The sequence below is a fragment of the Ottowia sp. genome, assembly GCF_047601385.1.
Classification (GTDB): Bacteria; Pseudomonadota; Gammaproteobacteria; order Burkholderiales; family Burkholderiaceae_C; genus Ottowia.
On the sequence record NZ_JASGJP010000001.1, the window covers coordinates 680,122 to 700,242 of the forward strand.

Consider the following 20,121-nt stretch of genomic DNA (forward strand, 5'->3'; position numbering starts at 1 on the left):
GCCGATGGTCCTCAGCACCCTCGCCCGCTGGCTCCGCCGCGCCCCCAAGCCCATCCCCGACGACCTGTGGCTGGCCACGCTGGTGCAGTACCCCTTCCTGGCCCGCCTGTCCCTGTCCGAGCAGGCGCGGCTGCGCCGCCTGTCCAGCCACTTCCTGGACCAGAAGGAATTCACCGGCGCCCACGGCCTGGAGGTGACCGACGCCATGGCCCTGGCCGTGGCCGCGCAGGCCTGCCTGCCGCTGCTGCACCTGGGCCCTGCCGACGCGCCCGAAGAAGCCCTGCACTGGTACGGCGACTTCGTCGGCATCGTCATGCACCCCGACAGCGCCGTCGCGCGCCGCCGGTCGATCGATGAAGCCGGCGTGCAGCACCATTACGACGAGGTGCTGTCCGGCGAGGCCATGCACCGCGGCCCGGTGATGCTGAGCTGGCCCGCCGTGCAGCAGGCCGGCGCGCGCGGCGATGCCGGCTACAGCGTGGTCATCCACGAGTTCGTGCACAAGATGGACATGCAGGGCGGCGGCGCCGACGGCGCGCCGCCGCTGCCGCGCGGCTTCATGGGCGCGCGCGGCCCGCGCGAGGCCGCCCGGCACTGGCAGCACACCTGGGCGCCCGCCTACGCGCGCTTCCGCGAGCAGTGGGTGATGGCCGAGCGCTTCGGCGCCCCCGCGCCCTGGCTGGACGCCTACGGCGCCACCGCGCCGGCGGAGTTCTTCGCCGTCGCCTGCGAGGCGCACTTCGTGCAGCCCGAGCGCTTCGCCGCCGAGTTCCCCGAGCTGAGCGCGGCACTGCGCGCGTTCTTCGGGCAGGACGCCGGGATACTATTAAAACAATAGCTGCCTGCGCTTTCTGGACGGGCGCTGGAGGCCGATTTGGCTTGAAACATCAAGCCTGCGCGAGCTGCCGCAGCGCCTGCTCGAACACCTCGGCCGGCTGGCCGCCGGAGATCAGGTGGCGGTCGTTGATGACCACCGCCGGCACCGACTGGATGCCCGCCCGCAGCCACTGCTGCTCGGCGGCGCGCACCGCGTCGGCGTATTCGCCGCCGGCCAGGACGGCGCCTGCGCGCGCCTCGTCCAGGCCCGCCGCGCGCACGGCGGCCAGCAGCACGCCAGGCTGGTCCACCCGCTCGCCCCGGCCGTGGTAGGCCGCCAGCAGCGCGCGCTTCAGCGCCAGTTGCGGCGCCTCGCCCTGCAAACCCGCCCAGTGCAGCAGCCGGTGCGCGTCGAAGGTGTTGACGATGCGCCCGCGCCCCTCGGGCTTGAAGGCGAAGCCGGCCGCCGCCCCGCGCGCGCGGATGGTGGCCTGGATCTGCGCCTGCTGCGCGGGCGTGGAGCCGTACTTGCGCGTCAGATGCTCGGTGAGGTCTTCGCCCTCGGGCGGCATGTCGGGGTTCAGCTCGAAGGGCTGCAAGCGCAGCGTGGCCTGCACCGCGCCCTGGCTGCGCGCCAGCGCCTGCTCCAGCGCGGCCAGGCCGATGGCGCACCACGGGCAGGCGATGTCGGAGACAAAGTCGATCTTGAGCGGGGTAGGCATGCAGGCATCCTATCGCAGCGCGTGGCCGCGTGGCCTGCGCCGGCCCGCCCCAGCGCAGGCGCCGCTGCTACCTCTTTACATCGCGACCCTTCTTTAAATGCAAATATTATGGATTATCATTTGCATCACAACTCTTGATTTAGCCACAAATGCCTCACATTGCCTCCTCCAAAGCCGCCGCCGCACCCGTAAGGTTCCGCTCCAGCCTGCTGGCCTGCGCCATCCATTGCATGCTGGCTGGCGCCGCCGGCCTGGCGATCGGCTCTGGTGCCGCGCTGGCCGCGGAACCGGCCGCCGATGCCACGGCGCGCGAATACGCGATCGCCCCCGGCAGCCTGGGCGGCGCGCTGGCGCAGTTCGCCGCCGCGTCGGGCGTGCGGGTGGTGTTCGACGCCCAGGTGCTGGCCGGCCGGCAAAGCCCTGGGTTGCAGGGCCGCTTCAACGCACGCGAAGGGCTGGCGCGCCTGCTGGCCGGCACCGGCTACGAGGCGGCCGCCCTGAATGACGGCCGCTATGCCGTGCGCCCGGTGGCCACGGCCGGCGGTGCTTCCGAGGCCGGCGCGGAAGCAGCGGCCACGCTGCCCGCCGTCACCGTCACCGCCACCCAGAGCGCCACCGGCACCGCCGCCGAAGGCTACCGCGAGGACCGCGTCTCCAGCGTCGGCCCGTGGCAGGGCCGCGACCTGCAGGACACGCCCTACTCCATCACGGTGTTCTCCGAGGAATTCATCGAGAACCTGCAAGCCAGCAGCGCGGACCAGGTCTACCGCGTCAACCCCACCTTGCAGCAGACACGCTCGCAGTACGAGAACAACCAGCCCACCATCAACCTGCGCGGCTTCACCCTGTGGGGTTCGTACCGCGACGGCGTGCGGGACGACCAGTACGGCCACGGCACCACGATGGAGGACACCGAGCGCATCGAGGTGCTCAACGGCCTGTCGGGCTTCATCTACGGCCCCAGCAACGTGGGCGGCCTGGTGAACTACGTGACCAAGCGCTCGACCGACGAACGCCTGAACAGCGTCACCGTGTCCAGCCTGGGCAACAAGGCGTGGTACCTGCATGGCGACTTCGGCGGCAAGTTCGACGCCGACGGCCGCTTCGGCTACCGCGCCAACGTGGCCAAGCAGGGCGGCGACACGTCCATCCGCGGCCAGCGCATCGAGCGCGACATGTACAGCCTGGTCCTCGACGCCAAGCCGCGCAACGACCTGTACCTGCAGGTCAGCGCGATGAACATGGACTACGACATCCACGGCGCGCAGGCGCGCATCGCCGCGACCGCGGCCACGCGCCCCTCCGTCAACGCGCTGCGCAACGACATCTCCTACGGCCCGGCGTGGACCTACCGCCACTACAACACCGACCGCTACACCGCCCATGCCAAGTGGGATGTCAACGATGCCGTGAGCCTGCGCGCCACCTACCTCTACAGCACGGGCGTGCGCGACTCCGAGGGCGCGCCGATCACCAACACCATGACCTCGCCGACCACCTACAACCAGACCCTCAGCTACTTCTACGCGCCGGGCGTGGACAGCACGCTGAGCTACGTCTACGACAAGAGCGGCGCGGTCTACGGCGACTTCAAGTTCGACACCGGCGCCGTCGGCCACAAGGTGACGCTCGGCTACCAGCACACCAACAACCGTCAGGACCGTTGGACTAACAGCGCGAGCGCCATCCCCCTCGGGTCTTCCACCATCGACGATCCGCAGTACTTCGACAAGCCCGACGTCGCGCCCATCGACCGCGGCGCGAAGAACATCAACTGGTACGGTGGCGTTCGCAGGAGTCTGGTGCTGGGCGACGACATCACCTTCAACGACCGGTGGTCGGCGCTGGTTGGCGTGTCGCACGTCACGCTGTCGTCCAAGACCTACGACAAGTCGGCCCTGACGCCCGCGCTGTCGCTGCTGTTCAAGCCGATCCCCGCGCTGACCACCTACGTCAGCTACATGGAGTCGCTGGAGACGGGTGGAACCGCCGCCGACCAATACCAGGGCGTGGCCGTGGTCAACGCCGGCCAGGTCTTCGCCCCCCTGACCAGCAAGCAGATCGAGATCGGCGCCAAGTATTCCTGGAACGGCATGTTGCTGAGCGGCGCGCTGTTCCAGATCGACAAGGGCTTGCAGTACTACGACCTGCGCGACCCGACGCGGCCCGTCTACGTGCAGGACGGCCGGCAGGTGCACAAGGGCGTGGAATTCACCGCCGTCGGCAAGCTCACGCGCGAGCTGAGCCTGATGGGCGGCTTCACCCTCCTCGACGCCAAGGTCAAGCAGCAGAAGCAGAACCCGCTGATGGAAGGCAAGCGCCCCACCCAGGTCGCCAACAAGATGTTCAAGGCGCGCGCCGAATACGCCGTGCCCGCCGTGCCGGGCCTGAGCCTGTCGGCCAGCCTGAACGCCATGGGGGCCAGCTACGCCGACAACATGAACACCGACCGGCTGTCGGGCTACGTCATCTATGACCTGGGCCTGCGCTACCAGATGAAGGTGGGCCAGAAGCCCATGACGATCCGCATGGACGTGTTCAACGTGACCGACAAGCACTACTGGGCCAACTCCTCGGCCCTGGGCATGCCGCGCACCGTGGTGCTGTCGGCCAACTACAAGTTCTGATTTGATAGCTGCCAGCGCTTGCTGGGCGGGCGCTGGCGGGTGATTTCCCACATGACTCGGCACCCGGCCGCGACCGCCAGCCCTCGCGGCCCGGCAGGCCTGGGGCCGCAGGGCGAGGACACCCCGCGCACATGCGTTGAATCATCGTTTCCATCAAATCTCGAATCCCTCACGAATGCCTGACCTGGCCTCCACCCAAGCCGCCGCCGCACCGGCGGTGTTCGCCAAAGCACTCGGCGCCGCGCCGCTGGTCTCGCGCATCGTCGCCGCCGTCTTCGGCGGCTACGCGCTGGCGGCGCTGACCAGCGTGGCCGCGCTGGTCCTGCCCATGGCGCGCCCGCAGGCCGTGATCGCGGGCATGCTGGCCAGCTTCGTCGTCTACACCTGCGCGGTGATCTGGGTGTTCGCCGCGCGCAGCGCGCGGCGCGCCTGGGCCGGGCTGCTGGTGGCGGCCGCGCCGCTGGCGCTGGCGGCCTGGCCGGTATGGAATGGAGGAGCGTCCGCGTGATCCGCCAGAGCGCCGACAAGCCCGCCAAGGCCGCGCCGCAGCCGCGCGGCATCCGCCAGGCCATGTCCGACCTGCACATCTGGTCGGGGCTGCTGCTGGGCTGGTTCCTCTACGCCATGTTCCTCACCGGCACGGTGAGCTACTTCAAGGACGAGATCTCGCAGTGGATGCGGCCCGAGCTGCCGCACCAGGCCCAGGTGCCCGACGCCGCGCAGGCCACCGCGCTCATCGCGCGCGAGTTGCAGACGCTGGCGGCCGGCAGCCCGCAGTGGACCATCAACCCGCCCGACGCGCGCAACCCCGGCGCCAGCGCCTCCTGGCGCAAGCCCGGCGTGGAGGGGCGCGCCGCCTTCCAGAACGCCAGCCTCGACCCCGCCACCGGCCGGCAGGCGGCGGCGGCGCGGGAAACGCGCGGGGGCGACTTCTTCTACCGCTTCCACTTCAACTTCCACTACATGCCGGTGCTGTGGGGGCGCTGGCTGGCGGGCCTGGCCACCATGTTCATGCTGGTGGCCATCGTCAGCGGCGTCATCACGCACAAGAAGATCTTCATCGACTTCTTCACCTTCCGCTGGGGCAAGGGCCAGCGCAGTTGGCTCGACGCGCACAACGCGCTGTCGGTGTTCGGGCTGCCCTTCCACGTCATGATCACCTACACCGGGCTGGTCACGCTGATGACCATGTACATGCCCTGGGGCGACCAGGCGGCCTACAAAACCCAGGCCGAGCGCCAGCAGGCGCGCGTGCAGATGAACGGCACCCCACCGACCCCCAAGCCCAGCGGCCAGCCGGCCGAGCTGGCGCCGGTGGACGACATGGTGCGCCAGGCGCAGGCGCGCTGGGGCCGCGACAACGTGGGCCGCGTGACCATCGCCAACCCGGGCGACGCCAGCGCCAGCGTGCGCATCACGCGCGGCGAGGACGGCCGCGTCTCCACCAGCGCGCAGTTCCTCCTGTTCGAGGGCAGCACCGGCCGCCTGCTGCAAGCCAAGGACACCAGCGCCGGCGGCGCCGCCGAGACGCGCGGCGTGCTGGTGGCGCTGCACCTGGGCCGCTTCGGTGACACGGTGGTGCGCTGGCTGTACTTCCTCGTCAGCCTGGCCGGCACGGCCATGGTGGGCACCGGCCTGGTGCTGTGGACCGTCAAGCGCCGCGCCAAGCTGACCGACCCCGAGAAGCCCTACTTCGGCTTCTGGCTGGTGGAGCGGCTGAACATCGCCGCCATCGCCGGCCTGTCGATCGCCATGGCCGGCATGCTGTGGGCCAACCGGCTGCTGCCGCTGGACATGGCGCAGCGCGCGGCGTGGGAGATCCATGCCATGTTCATCGTGTGGGGCGCCACGCTGGCCTGGGCGATGGCGCGGCCGGCCAAGCGGGCCTGGGTGGAACTGCTGTGGGCCGGCGCCGCCGCACTGGCGCTGCTGCCGCTGCTCAACGCCCTGACCACCGAGCGCGGCCTGCTGGCCAGCCTGCGCGCCGGCGACTGGGTGTTCGCCGGGCTGGACCTCACGCTGCTCGCGCTGGCGGCGCTGCACGCCATGCTGGCCGCGCGCACGGCGCGCCACAAGCCCAAGGCGCGGCGGCAGGCCGCGCCGGCGGAACCCAGCGGCGGCGGGCCGATGGCCGAGCCCGTGCTGCAAGAGGCCGCGCGATGATGCTGCTGAACCACGCCGCCACCGCCGCCGTGTCGCTGCTGGCCTTCGCGCTGCTGGCGCTGGCGATGGGCCGGCCCCAGCAGACCCTGTTCGGCCGCGAACTCGCCGCCGGCCGCACGCGGGCGCTGCGCATCGGCGGCTGGGCGGCGTTGGTCGCCTCGCTCGCCATTGCCGTCAAGGCGCAGGGCTGGGCGCTGGGCTTGGTGGCCTGGTGCGGCCACATCGGCCTGGGCGCGGGCCTGGTCATCCTGGCCCTGATCGCCTGGGACCGCCGGCAGGCACGCCGCTAAGCGGGGTTCAACGCCGCCCTCAGCGCCGCGTCGAAGGCGGCCGGCGCCTCGAACTGCACCCAGTGGCCGGCCTCCTCGATCAGCCGCAGGCCGCGGAAGTCCGGCGCGGCGGCGGCCAGGGCGGCTTCGAGCTGGGGCATGCACTGGCGGTACAGCACATCGTGCTCGCCGTAGAGGGCGTGCACCGGGCAGCGCACGCGCGGCAGGCTGCGCGCCAGGATGTCGGTGCGCGACAGGCGCCGGCGCGGCAGGCGGTCGCGCTGCACGTTGGCGATGTGCACCTCCAGCGCCAGGCCGTCGATCAGGTCGTGGTCGTGCAGCATCAGCACGCCCAGGTTGTGGCGGTGCGCCTCGGCCTGCGCCTGCGGCGTGGCGTGGTGGCGCCAGCCCTTCAGGTCGAGCGGCGGCCCCGGCCCCACGCCCATGGCCGGCGCGCCCACCAGCACCAGGCGCCGCGCCAGCGCGGGGTGCGCGGCCAGCAGCATGCCGGCCGTCATGCCGCCGAAGGAAAAACCCACCACGTCCGCCGGCTCGCCGGCCAGCAGCGTGCGCAGGCCGGCGGCCAGCGGCTCGATCATGGCGTCGGCATCGGTGCCGCCGGCCGGCGGATCGGAATCGCCGAAGCCCGGCAGGTCAACCGCCAGCACGCGGCGGCCGGCATCGAGCAGCGGCAGGATGTTCTTCACCCAGTGCGTCCACGAGCCGCTGCCGCCGTGGAACAGCACCACGGGCGGTGCGGCGGGCGCGGCGGCGGGCTGCCAGGCGTGCCAGACGATCTGGTGGCCGGCCTCCCCCGTCGTCAGGCGCTGGCCGTTCGCCAGCCGCGCACGCTCGGTCAGGGAAAGCAGCGAGGGAATTTCAATGGCGGACATGGCGGGGAATTGTCGATCACGGCGCTCTTCACATATGCATACCTGCCTGCCGCAAAGAAATAAACAAAACGTTTATGATCGAGTCATGATCGAAAGCTTTGCCAGCAGCGAGACCGAGCGCTTGTTCGCCACCGGCAAATCGCGTCGTCTGCCGCCCGACATCCTGCGCCGTGCCATGATGCGGCTGACCCAGTTGGATGCGGCCAAGGTGCTGGACGACTTGCGCCAACCGCCTTCCAACCGGCTCGAAGCCCTGGCCGGCGACCGTGCCGGGCAATGGAGCATTCGCATCAACGACCAGTGGCGCCTGTGCTTCCGCTTCGAGCACGGTCACGCACAAGACGTTGAAATCGTGGACTACCACTGAGGAGAAAAGACCATGACCACCCCGCGCAACGGCCTGCCCGCCATCCACCCCGGCGAATTCCTGCGCGAAGCGCTTGACGACCTGGGTCTGACACAAGCCGCCTTCGCCAGTGCCCTGGGCGTTTCGCCCATGCGCATCTCGCACCTGCTCAGGGGCGACCGGCCCGTCACCGCCGAGCTGGCGCTGCGCCTGGGACGCGCGCTGGGCCAGACACCGCAGTACTGGCTGAACCTGCAAACCGCCTACGACCTGAAGGTGGCGCAGGCAGCCATGAAGGACAGCTTGCGAGCCGTGAAAGAACTGGCGGCCGCCTGAAGCTCGCGCACTCCGGGCGAACCCGTTGCATGGAGAACGCCATGAAGAAGAAAACAGCCACGTCAACCATACAGCCATGTCCTTTCACGCCCGACGAGCTGGCGCGCATGACCCCTTCGGCACGCAAGCTGTGCGAAATGGTCGGCAAGTACCCTGCCCCGCGTGATCTGACACCGGAAGAAATCGAACTGCTGCGAGCCAGCAAGCATGAACTGGCCGCGCTGGCGTTCGCCACGCACACGCGCGCCGGGGCGCGCAAGGTCGCCGTCTGACACTGGTTCCGACCAGCTACTACCCCACTCCCGCCGTCTTCAGGGCGCGCCATAACTGGTGCTATCGGTAGTTTTCGTGCCATTTCGACCTCCAGCGCGCACTAATCATGCGACAGCAGCTATCTATTTAAGAGAAATCAGGGAAAATCTTCATCTGACCCTAATTTCCCCTCTGACCCTAATTTCCCCTGGAGCCCGATTTGGCTTAATTTTTCCGCAACCCTACGGGCCGAGGATTGAAATCTGCGGCGCCAACCTGCGGGGCGCCCGCAAGCCAATAGGCAGAGGGTGATGACAGCTCCAGCGGCGCCTGATCCTTCCACTGCAAGCCATCTGGGCGCACAAAGGCAGGCGTTCCGGTGAGCTTGACACCGACGCCCTTCAGCATGCCCCACAAGTAGTCCTGCGCACGCTCGGCGGCCTTGGGATCGGAGAACGGGCATGCGCCCCCAGCGGGCACAGAACCCGTAGCCCAATAGGTTTTCCAGGCTCGCGCCGGATCCGTGGCGCACCAGATGGCGGCTACCTTCTGCCATTGCTGGCGGCCTTGCGGTTGGTTCATGTGCCGCAAGGACGAGGGAACGACGTAGAAGGCAATGTTTTCCGACTTCGCGCCGCGCAGCTTGTCTTCCAGTTCCTTGCAGTGCGGGCAGTCGATGGCGGAAAACAGAAACAACTCCGTGGCACCGTTGCCGTAGCGCACGCTGATGAGTTGGGACTTGTCGATGTGGGCGGCGATCTCCCGGCGCAGTTGGGCGGCTTGGTCAGGCGCGAGCGGGGCGAAAATGGCGGCGCCCTCAGGCCGTCCGCTGAAGCCCCGCGAATCACCGAACAGCGTGCCCGCCTCGTTGGTGTAGCCCACGAATCGGCCTTGCGCCGTGGACACGACGTACATACCGCGCACGAGTGTCGGCGCGACGTAGGCGTCGGCCATCTTCATGCCGATGTCCTGCCCGCCAGCCGCGAGATGGTTGAACAGGTTCCGGGCCGCGGCCGGGCCATCGGCCTGCACCGCGCCAGCCGCATACACGGCCATCGCGAGGATGAGCGCGCGCATCTTCATGCGCCTTGCTCGCATGGATTTCATCTGGTCATGCTCCTATTGCTGCGCCAGTACCCTGCCCTGCTTGTCCACCAGCTGGATGCGCATGATCTGGGCCTTGGCCTTGGTTTGGCCCAACTCGGTGTCGTTGACGAAGGCATACACCCTCAAGCGCAGTTCCTGGTACTTGCTGCGCAGGCCTTCGATGGAGCGTGCGGTGTCTTCGTCCGCCACCTTCAGGCTGCTGAACGCCTGGGCGTCGGAAAAGCCCATCCGGTAGGCGCTGAGGTCGTAGAAATAGCGGGAGGCGCTGGCATCGCTCAGCTCGGGAATGCGGAATGCCTGTTGCGAGAAGTCGTACTTGTCGAGCACGTTGCCACCGATCGTCATGACGTAGTACGGATGGACCTTGGCCTTGTCCACCTCGCGCTGGATGGCGGGCTGGAGTGCCACGAGCAAGTCGCGCTTCTTGAACTCGTCACGCTCCCCGCTGTATTCGGGCGAGATGTGCTCCGCCACCTTCTCGAAGTTGATGGGCAGTGTGCTGGCCGCGAGAAAGGCATACAGCAATTGCTTGCCACTGGTGAGTTCCTGGTAGGACTCCAGCGGTACTGCTGCGTCGCCGCGCGGCGCGGCGGCCGATTGCTTGGCCTGCACGACCTGCCGCGCCTGGGTGACGGACGTCGCGGCGTCCAGAGTCGCGGGTGGTTCGGCGTTTTTCTCGCCGCAGCCGGCCAGCATCAGAGCAGCGCCTGCCGCAAGTACGATCGAATTGTTCAACATGATGGACGGCTCTCCCGGGTTCAAGCGTGGGCGCGGCCAGCCAGGAATCTGCGAACCCCGACGAACGCCAGAAAGCCCGCCGCCAGCAGCGCCACGTACAGGCCAGGGCCGAAAGAAACCGACGACAGGGCGCGCGAAACCATCTCGTCCATCATCTTCTGGACCATGGCTTGCGACTGCGCACCGCCCAGCATGCCGCCCAGGCCCGAGGCCATCTCCGACGCGCCTGAAATCTGGCGCTTGAACTGGACGTACGCGCCCGCCAGCAGTGCCACCATGAACGCCAGCGGCGCGCAGTACCCCCAGACCAGGTGGCGGTTGGCATGAAAGTGCGGCGCGAGCGGCAGCAGCAAACACACCCACATCAGCAGCCCATAGAACCCTGCGCCAGTGGTGGGTAGCATGCCCAGCCCTTGCAGGCCCACCCCGGCATTGACGGCTTTCAGCAAGTCGTGGAACGTCAAGCCCAGACCCTGGCGAGCGCTCAAGCGCACCGTGATGGTGTCCAGGAGCAGCCAGGCCACCAGCAGCACGCCCAGAGCCGCCAGGGTGCGAACGCCAACCCGGCCGACGAGGGCCAGGGCACCTTGCCTGCCGTGTGTGGACAGCGCGCCCAGCGCCTTCTGCGCCTGCTCCTTCGCCAGCTGGGTTTCATCGACCTGGGTGACGGACTCGACCTCGCCCGCCTCGCTCAAGGCAACGGCGACGGTCATGCCCACCGAAGGCGGAACGCCCGAGCGCCAGTGGCGCTCCAGCGAGAAGACCTTTTGCCCGCCGCCGACGAAGACGATCCCATCGCCCGCGCTGGTGTCGCGCAGGACCTTGCCTCTTTCCATTCGTGCCTCCTTTCAGGAATGAAGTGAACGCTGCTCATGCATGAGATGGCTTCGCCTCCTCCCCCGCGAAACCAATGGCGCCGGAGCGCTCTTTTGAACAAAAAATTCAATCAATCATACAACACGAAATTGAATAAGAATTCAACTGAAATTTAGCTTTCGAGCATGGACAACAAGCTCGAATTCGCACGCCGGCTGCACGAGGCCATGCTGGCTGCCGGGTTGGAGCCCAGGCCCAGCGTGCTGTTGAACCTGTTCAACACGCATTACTGGGGGCGCTCGGTCACGTTCCAGGCGGTCTCGCGCTGGCTGAAGGGCCAGGCGATTCCGGCGCAGGACAAGCTGACGGTCCTGGCGGACCTGCTCAAGATCGAACCGGAGGTGCTGCGCTTCGGCAGCGCGGTACGCTCATCCGTGCAGACCCGCCGCCAACGCTGGGACGAAGGCGTCGGCTACCTGGAGCGCGAAACCTTCGACGCCTTCCTGCAACTGCCCGCCCCGCAGCGCAAGCTGATCCGCGAGGTCATCCTGACCTTCGCCCAGGTGCACGGCGCCGAGCAGCAGGGTGCGCAGGCAGGCAAGGCCCCATCGACGCCATCAAAACGATAGCTGCCAGCGCCCGCCCAGCAAGCGCTGGCGGCCGATTTCTTTCTTAATTCGATCAGCCCCGGGCGCTAGCGGCGCGGCGTGCCGGCGCCGTCGTCCAGCGAAGCCGGCCAGCGCTCGCCCCAGCCACCCCGGCGCCAGAAATATCAGCAGAAATACCAGGGTCAGGTCACGATTTCCACCGATCCGCTCCCTGACCTCGGCCCGGCCAAGATAGTTTAGTTGCATGCAGCAAAGCAAGGAAGTAAGATTTCCCTACTCCATCCTACAGAGGACCTTATGCTCGCCAAGCTGACATCCAAGAACCAGATCACCCTGCCCAAGGCTGCTGTCTCGCAGGTGGACATGGCGGACTACTTCGAGGTGACGGTGGACGACGGCCGCATCGTGCTCACGCCTGTGCGCGTGCAGCAGGCCCAGGCCGTGCGCGACAAGTTGCAGCAGTTGGGCATCACCGAACAGGACGTGGCGGACGCCGTGGCCTGGGCGCGCCGGTGAGCCGTGTCGTTCTGGACACCAACGTGGTGCTCTCGGCGCTGCTGTTCACGTCGGGCCGCCTGGCCTGGGTACGCCGCGCCTGGCAGCACCAACGGCTGCGGCCCCTGGTGTGCAGGGAAACGGTGAACGAGCTGCTGCGCGTGCTGGCCTACCCCAAGTTCAGGCTGACGGACGGCGAGCAGCAGGCCCTGCTGGGGGAATTCCTGCCGTATGCCGACGTGGTCCAACTGCCGCAGCCGTGGCCGGCCTTGCCGGCGTGCCGTGATGAGAAGGACCAGATGTTCCTGGTGCTGGCGCACGTTGGCCAGGCCCGGGCGCTGATCACGGGCGATGGCGACCTGCTAGCGATGCGCGGCGAGTTCCCCGGCCTGGTCATGACGCCCGATGAATGGGCCGGACGACAAGGCGGCGTATAACCCACAGCGCCGGCTGCCGCGCGCACCTGACCTTGAGAAACTGGCCGCAGCCCTTGCAGTGGCGGCGCAGCACGCGGCACGATGCCGCGCGCTGCCCGCACCGGCGCCATCAAAACGATAGCTGCCAGCGCCCGCCCAGCAAGCGCTGGCGGCCGATTTCACTCCTAATTCGATCAGCCCCGGGCGCTAACTGCGCGGCGTGCCCGCGCCGTCGTCCAGCGAGGCCGACCAGCGCTCGCCCCACCCTCCCCGGCGCTGCCCGTCCAGCGCGCGGCGGTCGCGCTTGGTAGGGCGGCCCTGGGCCATGGCGTGCGCGGGCTCGGGCGCCAGGCGGCGCGCGGCGGCGGCCTGCTCGCGCGCGGCGATGCTGGTGGGCGTTTCCTCGTAGAGCTGCTGCGCCACGGGCGCCGGGCCGCGCATGGCACTGAGTGCCTTGACCACCACCTCGCGCACGACCAAGCCCTGGCGCAGCGTCACCACGTCGCCGGCCTTCACCTCGCGCGCGGGCTTCACGTCCTGCCCGGCCACCTGCACGCGGCCGCGGCCGATCTCCTGCACGGCCAGCGCGCGCGTCTTGTAGAAGCGCGCGGCCCACAGCCATTTGTCCAGGCGTTGTCTGTCCAGCGGGTCGCTCATGAGGCAGCGATTCTGCCCGGCCTGGCCGGCATGCGCAGCGCGGGCGGCGCGTTGCGTTGCGTTGCGTTGCGGCATGATCCGTGGCTCACTGTCCCGCTCCACTGCCGCCACCTCATGACGATCTCCACCTGGCTCCTGTATGTCGCCGCCGTGTTCGTGCTCACCGTCACCCCCGGCCCGAGCGTGCTGATGAGCGTGTCCACGTCCGTGCAGCACGGCCCGCGCGCCGCGCTGATGGCCGCCTGCGGCAGCACCTGCGCCATAGCGCTGGTCATGCTGATGTCGATGCTGGGCCTGGGCAGCGTGCTGGCGGCGTCGGAGACGCTGTTCGCCATCGTCAAGTGGCTGGGCGTGGGCTACCTGGCCTATCTGGGCCTGGCGGCCCTGCTGTCCAAGAGCCAGCGCATCGACATCGACGCGGGTGCTCCGGCAGCCGGCGCGCGCACGCTGTTCAGGCGCGGTTTTCTCGTCGGCGCCAGCAATCCGAAGGCGCTGCTGTTCTTCGGGGCGCTGTTTCCGCAGTTCATCGAGCCGGCGGCGCCACAGGCGCCGCAGTTCATCGTCCTCGGCCTCACGTTCGTGTGCTTCGAGATGTTCTGGCTGTGCGTCTATGCGCTGACGGCCGCGCGGGCGCGCGTCTGGCTGTCGCGGCCGCGCCGGGCGGCGCTGTTCAACCGCGTCACGGGGACGGTGTTCCTCGCCGCGGCCGGGTGGCTGGCGCTGGCGCGCCGCAGTCCCTCCGCCTGAGCGGCGCACGCCTGGGTCCGCCGGGCCGGGCTTCTGGAAAACCTCATCGACCGGGCCGACACCGCTGCGCTAGCATGCGGAACTTCAAACACAGGAGACACCAGCCATGCGTCGCGCCGCCTTTCTCAAATCCCTGGCCGCGCTGGCGGCCGCCGGCGCCGTGCCGGGCGCCTGGGCGCAGCCGGGCGCCAACCTGAAGATGCTGATCCCCGCCAACCCCGGCGGCGGCTGGGACATCACCGGCCGCGCGCTGGGCAAGGCGCTGCTGGACGCCAGGCAGGCCGCCACCGTGGTGTACGAGAACAAAGGCGGCGCGGCCGGCGCGCTGGGCCTGGCGCCGTTCCTGGCCGGCGCCAAGGGCGACGCGAACCAGCTCATGGTGATGGGCGCCGTGATGCTGGGCGGGCTGATCACCTCCAAGTCGCCGCTGAACCTGATGCAGGCCACGCCGCTGGCGCGCCTGACGACCGAGTACAACGTGTTCGTGCTGCCGGCCAATTCGCCGCACAAGACCATGGCCGACGTGGTGGCCCAGCTCAAGAAGGATCCGGGCAGCGTGAAGTGGGGCGGCGGCTCGCGCGGCTCCACCGAGCACATCGCGGCGGCCATGATCGCGCAGAAGGTGGGCTCGGACCCGGGCAAGATCAACTACGTGGCCTTCCGCGGCGGCGGCGAGGCGACGGCGGCCATCCTGGGCGGCAACGTCACGGTGGGCGGCTCGGGCTACAGCGAGTTCGCCGAATACATCGCTGCCGGCAAGATGAAGGCCATCGCCGTCACCTCCCCGCAACGGCTGCCGGGCCTGGACGCGCCGACGCTGAAGGAGCAAGGCATCGACGTCGAGATCGGCAACTGGCGCGGCGTGTTCGGCGGCCCCGGCATCACGCCGCCGCAGCGCAAGGCGCTGATCGACGCGCTGGTGGCCACCACGCAGTCGCCCTCGTGGCAGGAGGCGCTGAAGAAGAACGGCTGGACGCCGGCGCTGCTGGCGGGCGACGAGTTCACCAAGTTCGTGGAGGCCGAGTTCACCAACCTGCGCACCATCATGACGCAGTCGGGCATGATCCAGGGTTAAGAGCCAAATCGGCCTCCAGCGCTTTCTGGTCAAGCGCTGGCAGCTATAAAAAAAATAGCGACCAGCGCGAGGAGACCGCATGGCCAGCCCGCCACCCCACCTGCCGCTCGATCTGCGGCCCGACCACCCCGAGCCCGCGCACCCTTCGCGCAAGACACAGCGGTGGGAGGCGCTGGTCAGCGCCGGCATCATCGCCGTGGGTGCCGCCCTGGCCTGGGGCGCCGTCGATATTCCGTCCGAGGCCGGCTACGGCGGCGTCGGCGCCAACTTCCTGCCCTGGGTGGCAGCCATCGCGCTGATGGCCTGCGGCGCCGTGCTGCTGCGCGAGGCGCTGACCGGCGGCTACCGCGCCATGGAAGAGGCGCCAGGCGACGGGCACCCGGACTGGCGCGGCTTCGTCTGGGTCTCGGCCGGGCTGCTGCTGAACGCCGCGCTGATCGCGCACCTGGGCTTCATCCTCAGCTGCGCCCTCACCTACGTGCTGGCGGTGCAGGGCCTGAAGCGCGCCTTCGGCCGGCCGCACGACACCTGGCTGGTGGACGGCATCGCCGGCCTGGTGCTGGCGGCGCCGGTGTACTGGCTGTTCGGCAAGTTCCTGGCCATCAGCCTGCCGGGGCTCACGTCCACCGGCTGGCTCTGACCTGCGGGGCACGCGATGGACACGTTCGATCTGCTGCTCCAGGGCTTCGCCACCGCCCTCACCCCCGCGCACCTGCTGTGGGCGCTGCTCGGCTGCGCGCTGGGCACGGCGGTGGGCGTGCTGCCCGGCATCGCGCCGGCCACCACGGTGGCCATGCTGCTGCCCATCACGGCCAAGGTGGACGTCACGTCGTCGATGATCTTCTTCGCCGGCATCTACTACGGGGCGATGTACGGCGGCTCCACCACCTCCATCCTGCTCAACACGCCGGGCGAGACGGCCAGCATGGTCACCGCGATGGAGGGCAACAAGATGGCCAAGAGCGGCCGCGCCGGCCAGGCGCTGGCGACGGCGGCCATCGGCTCCTTCGTGGCCGGCACCATCGCCACCGTGGTGGTCACGCTGTTCGCCCCGGTGGTGGCCGAGTACGCCGTGCGCCTGGGGCCGCCGGAATACTTCCTGCTGATGGTGCTGGCCTTCACCACCGTCAGCGCGGTGCTGGGCCAGAGCACGGTGCGCGGCCTCACGGCGCTGTTCATCGGCCTGGCGGTGGGACTGATCGGCATGGACCAGATCAGCGGCCAGCCGCGCTACACCGGCGGCAAGGCCGAATTCCTGGACGGCATCGAGATCGTGCTGGTGGCCGTGGGCCTGTTCGCCGTGGCCGAGGTGCTGCACGCGGCGCTGTTCGAGGGCAAGGTGGCCGAGACGCAGAACCGCCTGAGCCGCGTGCGCATGAGCCGCCGCGACTGGCGCCGCAGCGTGCCGGCCTGGCTGCGCGGCGCGGCCATCGGCGCGCCGTTCGGCTGCGTGCCGGCGGGGGGCACCGAGATCCCCACCTTCCTCAGCTACGCCACCGAGAAGAAGCTGGCCAAGGGCGAGGATCTGGCCGAGTTCGGCACCACCGGCGCCATCGAGGGCGTGGCCGGCCCCGAGGCGGCCAACAACGCCACCGTGACCACCGCGCTGATCCCGCTGCTGACGCTGGGCATCCCCACCAGCAACACCACCGCCGTCCTGCTGGGCGCGTTCCAGAACTACGGCATCCAGCCCGGGCCGCAGCTGTTCGCCACCAGTGCTGCGCTGGTGTGGGCGCTGATCGCCTCGCTCTACATCGGCAACCTGATGCTGCTGGTGCTGAACCTGCCGATGGTGGGCCTGTGGGTGAAGCTGCTGCGCATCCCCAGGCCGCAGCTCTACGCCGGCATCCTGATCTTCGCCACCGTGGGCGCCTACGGCATGCGGCAGAGCACGTTCGACCTGTTCCTGCTGTACGTCATCGGCGCCGTCGGAGTGGTGATGCGGCGCTTCGACTTCCCCACCGCGCCGGTGGTGGTGGGCATGATCCTGGGGCCGCTGGCCGAGGCGCAGCTGCGCAACGCCATGTCCATCGGCGAGGGCAAGTGGAGCGTGTTCGCCCTGCGGCCGGTCTCGCTCGCGCTGATCGTGGTCATCCTGGCGGTGCTGGCCCTGCCGCGGGTCATGAAGCGGCGCGCCGCCCGGCACTGACGGGCGAGCGCGGGCCGGCCGTGTCTCGCGGGTGATTCCGCGCCGCCCGGGCTGCGTTAGCATTGACCCTGGGCATCACCAACTTACAAAGGAGACAAATCATGCGCCGCGACACTTTCCTCAAATCCCTGGCCGCGCTGGCGGCCGCCGGCGCCGCCCCTGGCGCCTGGGCGCAACCGGGCGCCAACCTGAAGGTGCTGATCCCCGCCAGTGCCGGCGGCGGCTGGGACACCACCGGCCGCGCGCTGGGCCAGGCCCTGCTGGACGCCAAGCAGGCCGCTTCGGTGAACTACGAGTACAGGCCCGGTGGCGCCGGCGTGCTGGGCATGGGGCCGTTCGTGGCCAGAGACCGGGGCGACGCCAGCCAGATCATGGTGATGGGCGCGGTGATGCTGGGCGGGCTGATCGGCTCCCGCTGGCCGGTGAACCTGATGCAGGGCACGCCGCTGATGCGCCTGACGACGGAATACAACGTGTTCGCGCTGTCCCCCAATTCGCCCTTCAAGACCATGGGCGACGTGATCGCGCAGTTCAAGAAGGACCCGGACAGCGTGACCTGGGGCGGCGGCTCGTCCGGCTCCACCGAGCACATCGCGGCGGCCATGATCGCGCGCGCGGTGGGTGTGAACCCGCTCAGGCTCAACTACGTGGCGTCCAGCGGCGGCGGCGAGGCGGCGACGGCCGTCATGGAGGGCAAGGTCACCGTGGGCGGCAGCGGCATCGGCGAGTTCGCCGAGCACATCCGCAGCGGCCGGATGAGGGCGCTGGCCGTGACCAGCGGCGCGCGCCTTGCGGCATACCAAGCCATCCCCACGCTCAAGGAGCAGGGCATCGACGTGGAGATCAGCAACTGGCGCGGCGTGTTCGGCAAGCGGGACCTCGCGGCCGATCAGCGCCAGGCGCTGATCGGCGCGCTGACGGCGGCCACGCAGTCGCCCACGTGGCAGGAGGCGGTGAAGAAGAACGACTGGGTACCGGCGGTGCTGGCGGGCGACGCGTTCGGCAAGTTCGTGGAGAACGAGTTCACCAGCCTGCGCGCCACCATGGAGCGGGCGGGCATGGTCGTGGTGCCGATCGGGTTCCAGCCGTAACGGCGCCCTGGCCCACAGGGTCGTGCGGGCGCGGGAAAGCCGACAGCGAGTAGCCCGCGGGTAAGCGAAGCGTACCCGGGAAGTGGCGGCCGGGCCGGGTGGTCAAAGCCGGTCGGTTCAGTGATGATGATGCGGCGGCCGCCGCGATAGACACGCTGGCCGCCGACCCACTCAGCGCTTCGCCGGCTTGACCGGCTTGACCGGTATGCGGGCTTCGACCGACTTGAGCGCGGTCAACCACGGCTGGATGCGTTTCACGTCGGCCTGCACTGCTTGCTCGAAAGCGCGCAGGCCGTCGAGTGCGCCACCCAGCAGCACCTCTGCCTCCTCGGCATCGTTCACCGGCAGATCCAGCTTACGGTGTTGCAGCAGCAGTTCGACCGACTTGGCGTGCTGCTTCATCGAGGCTTGCATGACGGCGCCAAGCACGTGGGCCTCGAAGGCATCCCAGCCCGGCCCGCTCAGGCCAGCCAATTCGCTGGCCGCCTTGCCACCGAAGTCCTCGCCCAGGAACGTCGGCCCCAGCAGATCGAACAGTCGGGGGTGCACTTCGAGCACCAGGTCGAGCACGAACTGGCGTACCCAGCACGGGCCGAGGATGGGCCGCAGGTACGACGAAGTAATTTGACCGAGTTCGAGCAGGCTCCTGGCCGTGCGCAGTTCCTGGAAGCCGACATAGTTGTAGTGCGCGGTGGTGAAGTACCAGCGCGCCATGCAGCGGCGCTGCTGCGGGGTGGCCAGCCAGACCGCGATGTTGACGAAGTACTCGCGAATCTTCTCCCAGTTGGCCACCGCCTGTGCACTGGCCCCGGGCGCGGTGCCCGCCGCTTCCAGCCCGATGATGTTGAGGTCCATCCAGTGGTGCCAGGTCGAATCCACCACGACGCGGCCGATGCCGATCGACTGACCGTCGTAGACGCTGATCATCGGAAAGCGCTTGGCCGGGCTGTCGCCCTTGGCGAAGTTGTAGGGCGGATCGGGCAACGTGGTCCCGTACGCGATCACCGTGGGCAGCGGCCGCACGCCGTTGCGGGTCGGGTATTCGGTGGCGCTGGACACATCGACCTCGAAGCGCCCGGGGGCAGTGTCGAAGCACACGCCCTCGTGCGGGTGGTCGGGCATCACGTCGATGGGGCCGTGTTGCGGGTGGCACAGGATCGGGTGCGGCGCGCGCCAACCCAGCAGGCCGCCGCCGCTGCGCATCCAGGTCACCCATTGGACGCGCTGGGGCACCGCATCGCTTTGCGCGCCGATCGGGATCTGGGCGTAGGTCGGTGCCCCTTGCGAGGCATTGGCGGGCCGGTTGGTGTCCACCCGCGCAGGACCAGCTCCCGGCGGCACGCCCTGGGCCTGGGTCCAGCGACGCATGGTGCCGGCGCGGGGCACCTGCCGGCACAGCGCGGCGCCCAGGTCGTCATGGTCGCCGGTGGCGAACACGCCGCCCCGGCGCTCGTCCATCCACTTGAGCAAGGCCGTGCGCTCGCCGCTGGACAGCGACCCGTTGCCACCGTTGTAACCGAACAGCCAGACTTGGTGGTACGGCCTGAGGGAGGCATCGCTGAAGGTGATTTCCGACTTGAACTTGGTATCGACCTGGAAATCGACCCACCCGCGGGCGGTGTCGTTCAACAGCGCCGCCACTCGGCCAACGCCGAAACTGGTGTTGTAGGTGATGGCGCCGTCGACGACGAACAGAATGCGCAGCGGACCGCAAAGCCTGAGCTTGGGTCGAATCGCCTTGATCGCCTCGAATACGGCAGGGTCCAGTGTGTTCAGAAACCGCGTGTCCATGATGCTC

General features: G+C 69.0%; 23 protein-coding genes. 16 read left to right on the forward strand and 7 right to left on the reverse strand.

Annotated elements, in window-relative coordinates:
• The first annotated feature begins 4 nt into the window (after positions 1-4).
• Complete coding sequence (locus tag QM772_RS03325) at positions 5-838, forward strand: zinc-dependent peptidase (RefSeq protein WP_415134039.1); 834 nt, start codon at positions 5-7, stop codon at positions 836-838.
• Between the two features lie 49 nt (positions 839-887).
• On the opposite strand, the gene QM772_RS03330 is transcribed toward QM772_RS03325, so the two are convergent.
• Positions 888-1,538: a DsbA family oxidoreductase gene (locus tag QM772_RS03330; protein ID WP_415134040.1), complete on the reverse strand. Its 651-nt coding sequence runs from the start codon at positions 1,536-1,538 to the stop codon at positions 888-890.
• A 149-nt stretch (positions 1,539-1,687) separates the two neighbouring features.
• On the opposite strand from QM772_RS03330, the gene QM772_RS03335 reads away from it, so the two are divergent.
• From QM772_RS03335 to QM772_RS03350, 4 genes are all read left to right on the forward strand, one after another.
• Positions 1,688-4,165 carry a TonB-dependent siderophore receptor gene (locus tag QM772_RS03335; RefSeq protein WP_415134041.1) on the forward strand — a complete coding sequence of 826 codons (2,478 nt, stop codon included), beginning with the start codon at positions 1,688-1,690 and terminating at the stop codon, positions 4,163-4,165.
• Positions 4,166-4,340: 175 nt separating this feature from the next.
• The gene (locus QM772_RS03340; protein ID WP_415134042.1) at positions 4,341-4,673 is read left to right on the forward strand and encodes a DUF3649 domain-containing protein; all 333 of its coding nucleotides are present in this window, start codon (positions 4,341-4,343) and stop codon (positions 4,671-4,673) included.
• Complete coding sequence (locus QM772_RS03345) at positions 4,649-6,328, forward strand: PepSY-associated TM helix domain-containing protein (RefSeq protein ID WP_415134043.1); 1,680 nt, start codon at positions 4,649-4,651, stop codon at positions 6,326-6,328. Before QM772_RS03340 ends, QM772_RS03345 begins: the two co-directional genes overlap by 25 nt.
• On the forward strand, positions 6,325-6,618 hold the full coding sequence (locus QM772_RS03350) for a DUF3325 domain-containing protein (protein WP_415134044.1): 294 nt from the start codon (positions 6,325-6,327) through the stop codon (positions 6,616-6,618). The genes QM772_RS03345 and QM772_RS03350 overlap by 4 nt, the downstream gene beginning before the upstream one ends.
• On the opposite strand, the gene QM772_RS03355 is transcribed toward QM772_RS03350, so the two are convergent.
• A complete protein-coding gene (locus QM772_RS03355) occupies positions 6,615-7,490 on the reverse strand; it encodes an alpha/beta fold hydrolase (RefSeq protein WP_415134045.1) in 876 nt (291 codons plus the stop codon). The two genes, QM772_RS03350 and QM772_RS03355, sit on opposite strands and share 4 nt — an antisense overlap.
• An 85-nt stretch (positions 7,491-7,575) precedes the next feature.
• Here QM772_RS03355 and QM772_RS03360 point away from each other — a divergent pair, with 85 nt between their 5' ends.
• Genes QM772_RS03360 through QM772_RS03370 form a run of 3 tightly spaced genes read left to right on the forward strand, consistent with a single transcriptional unit; the run spans position 7,576 to position 8,444 of the window.
• Entirely contained in the window at positions 7,576-7,857 is a 282-nt protein-coding gene (locus tag QM772_RS03360) for a type II toxin-antitoxin system RelE/ParE family toxin (protein WP_415134046.1), read from the forward strand.
• Between the two features lie 12 nt (positions 7,858-7,869).
• Positions 7,870-8,172 (forward strand): HigA family addiction module antitoxin, encoded by a 303-nt coding sequence (locus QM772_RS03365; protein ID WP_415134047.1) that lies wholly within the window; start codon positions 7,870-7,872, stop codon positions 8,170-8,172.
• A gap of 41 nt (positions 8,173-8,213) precedes the next feature.
• The gene (locus QM772_RS03370; RefSeq protein WP_415134048.1) at positions 8,214-8,444 is read left to right on the forward strand and encodes a hypothetical protein; all 231 of its coding nucleotides are present in this window, start codon (positions 8,214-8,216) and stop codon (positions 8,442-8,444) included.
• Positions 8,445-8,649: 205 nt separating this feature from the next.
• On the opposite strand, the gene QM772_RS03375 is transcribed toward QM772_RS03370, so the two are convergent.
• From QM772_RS03375 to QM772_RS03385, 3 genes are read right to left on the reverse strand one after another with little or no spacing between them, the layout of a single operon-like run.
• Entirely contained in the window at positions 8,650-9,531 is an 882-nt protein-coding gene (locus QM772_RS03375) for a thioredoxin fold domain-containing protein (RefSeq protein WP_415134049.1), read from the reverse strand.
• Positions 9,532-9,543: 12 nt separating this feature from the next.
• Positions 9,544-10,266 carry a hypothetical protein gene (locus QM772_RS03380; protein ID WP_415134050.1) on the reverse strand — a complete coding sequence of 241 codons (723 nt, stop codon included), beginning with the start codon at positions 10,264-10,266 and terminating at the stop codon, positions 9,544-9,546.
• A 23-nt stretch (positions 10,267-10,289) separates the two neighbouring features.
• Entirely contained in the window at positions 10,290-11,105 is an 816-nt protein-coding gene (locus QM772_RS03385; protein WP_415134051.1) for a hypothetical protein, read from the reverse strand.
• A gap of 165 nt (positions 11,106-11,270) precedes the next feature.
• On the opposite strand from QM772_RS03385, the gene QM772_RS03390 reads away from it, so the two are divergent.
• The 3 genes from QM772_RS03390 (at position 11,271) to QM772_RS03400 (ending at position 12,625) form a co-directional block, all read left to right on the forward strand.
• On the forward strand, positions 11,271-11,714 hold the full coding sequence (locus tag QM772_RS03390) for a transcriptional regulator (RefSeq protein ID WP_415134052.1): 444 nt from the start codon (positions 11,271-11,273) through the stop codon (positions 11,712-11,714).
• Positions 11,715-11,990: 276 nt separating this feature from the next.
• On the forward strand, positions 11,991-12,209 hold the full coding sequence (locus QM772_RS03395) for an AbrB/MazE/SpoVT family DNA-binding domain-containing protein (protein ID WP_415134053.1): 219 nt from the start codon (positions 11,991-11,993) through the stop codon (positions 12,207-12,209).
• Complete coding sequence (locus QM772_RS03400; protein WP_415134054.1) at positions 12,206-12,625, forward strand: putative toxin-antitoxin system toxin component, PIN family; 420 nt, start codon at positions 12,206-12,208, stop codon at positions 12,623-12,625. Before QM772_RS03395 ends, QM772_RS03400 begins: the two co-directional genes overlap by 4 nt.
• Positions 12,626-12,811: 186 nt before the next feature.
• On the opposite strand, the gene QM772_RS03405 is transcribed toward QM772_RS03400, so the two are convergent.
• Positions 12,812-13,261: an RNA-binding S4 domain-containing protein gene (locus QM772_RS03405; protein WP_415134055.1), complete on the reverse strand. Its 450-nt coding sequence runs from the start codon at positions 13,259-13,261 to the stop codon at positions 12,812-12,814.
• Between the two features lie 114 nt (positions 13,262-13,375).
• Here QM772_RS03405 and QM772_RS03410 point away from each other — a divergent pair, with 114 nt between their 5' ends.
• The 5 genes from QM772_RS03410 to QM772_RS03430 all read left to right on the forward strand — a co-directional run bounded on the left by QM772_RS03410 (position 13,376) and on the right by QM772_RS03430 (position 18,323).
• Positions 13,376-14,008, forward strand: a complete 633-nt coding sequence (locus QM772_RS03410; protein WP_415134056.1) for a LysE family translocator — start codon at positions 13,376-13,378, stop codon at positions 14,006-14,008.
• A gap of 106 nt (positions 14,009-14,114) precedes the next feature.
• Positions 14,115-15,083, forward strand: a complete 969-nt coding sequence (locus tag QM772_RS03415) for a Bug family tripartite tricarboxylate transporter substrate binding protein (RefSeq protein WP_415134057.1) — start codon at positions 14,115-14,117, stop codon at positions 15,081-15,083.
• Between the two features lie 79 nt (positions 15,084-15,162).
• Entirely contained in the window at positions 15,163-15,723 is a 561-nt protein-coding gene (locus QM772_RS03420; RefSeq protein ID WP_415134058.1) for a tripartite tricarboxylate transporter TctB family protein, read from the forward strand.
• Positions 15,724-15,738: 15 nt separating this feature from the next.
• Positions 15,739-17,232: a tripartite tricarboxylate transporter permease gene (locus QM772_RS03425; protein WP_415134059.1), complete on the forward strand. Its 1,494-nt coding sequence runs from the start codon at positions 15,739-15,741 to the stop codon at positions 17,230-17,232.
• 101 nt (positions 17,233-17,333) lie between these two features.
• Positions 17,334-18,323 (forward strand): Bug family tripartite tricarboxylate transporter substrate binding protein, encoded by a 990-nt coding sequence (locus tag QM772_RS03430; RefSeq protein ID WP_415134060.1) that lies wholly within the window; start codon positions 17,334-17,336, stop codon positions 18,321-18,323.
• 171 nt (positions 18,324-18,494) lie between these two features.
• On the opposite strand, the gene QM772_RS03435 is transcribed toward QM772_RS03430, so the two are convergent.
• Positions 18,495-20,114: a hypothetical protein gene (locus QM772_RS03435; RefSeq protein ID WP_415134061.1), complete on the reverse strand. Its 1,620-nt coding sequence runs from the start codon at positions 20,112-20,114 to the stop codon at positions 18,495-18,497.
• Positions 20,115-20,121: the final 7 nt, after the last annotated feature.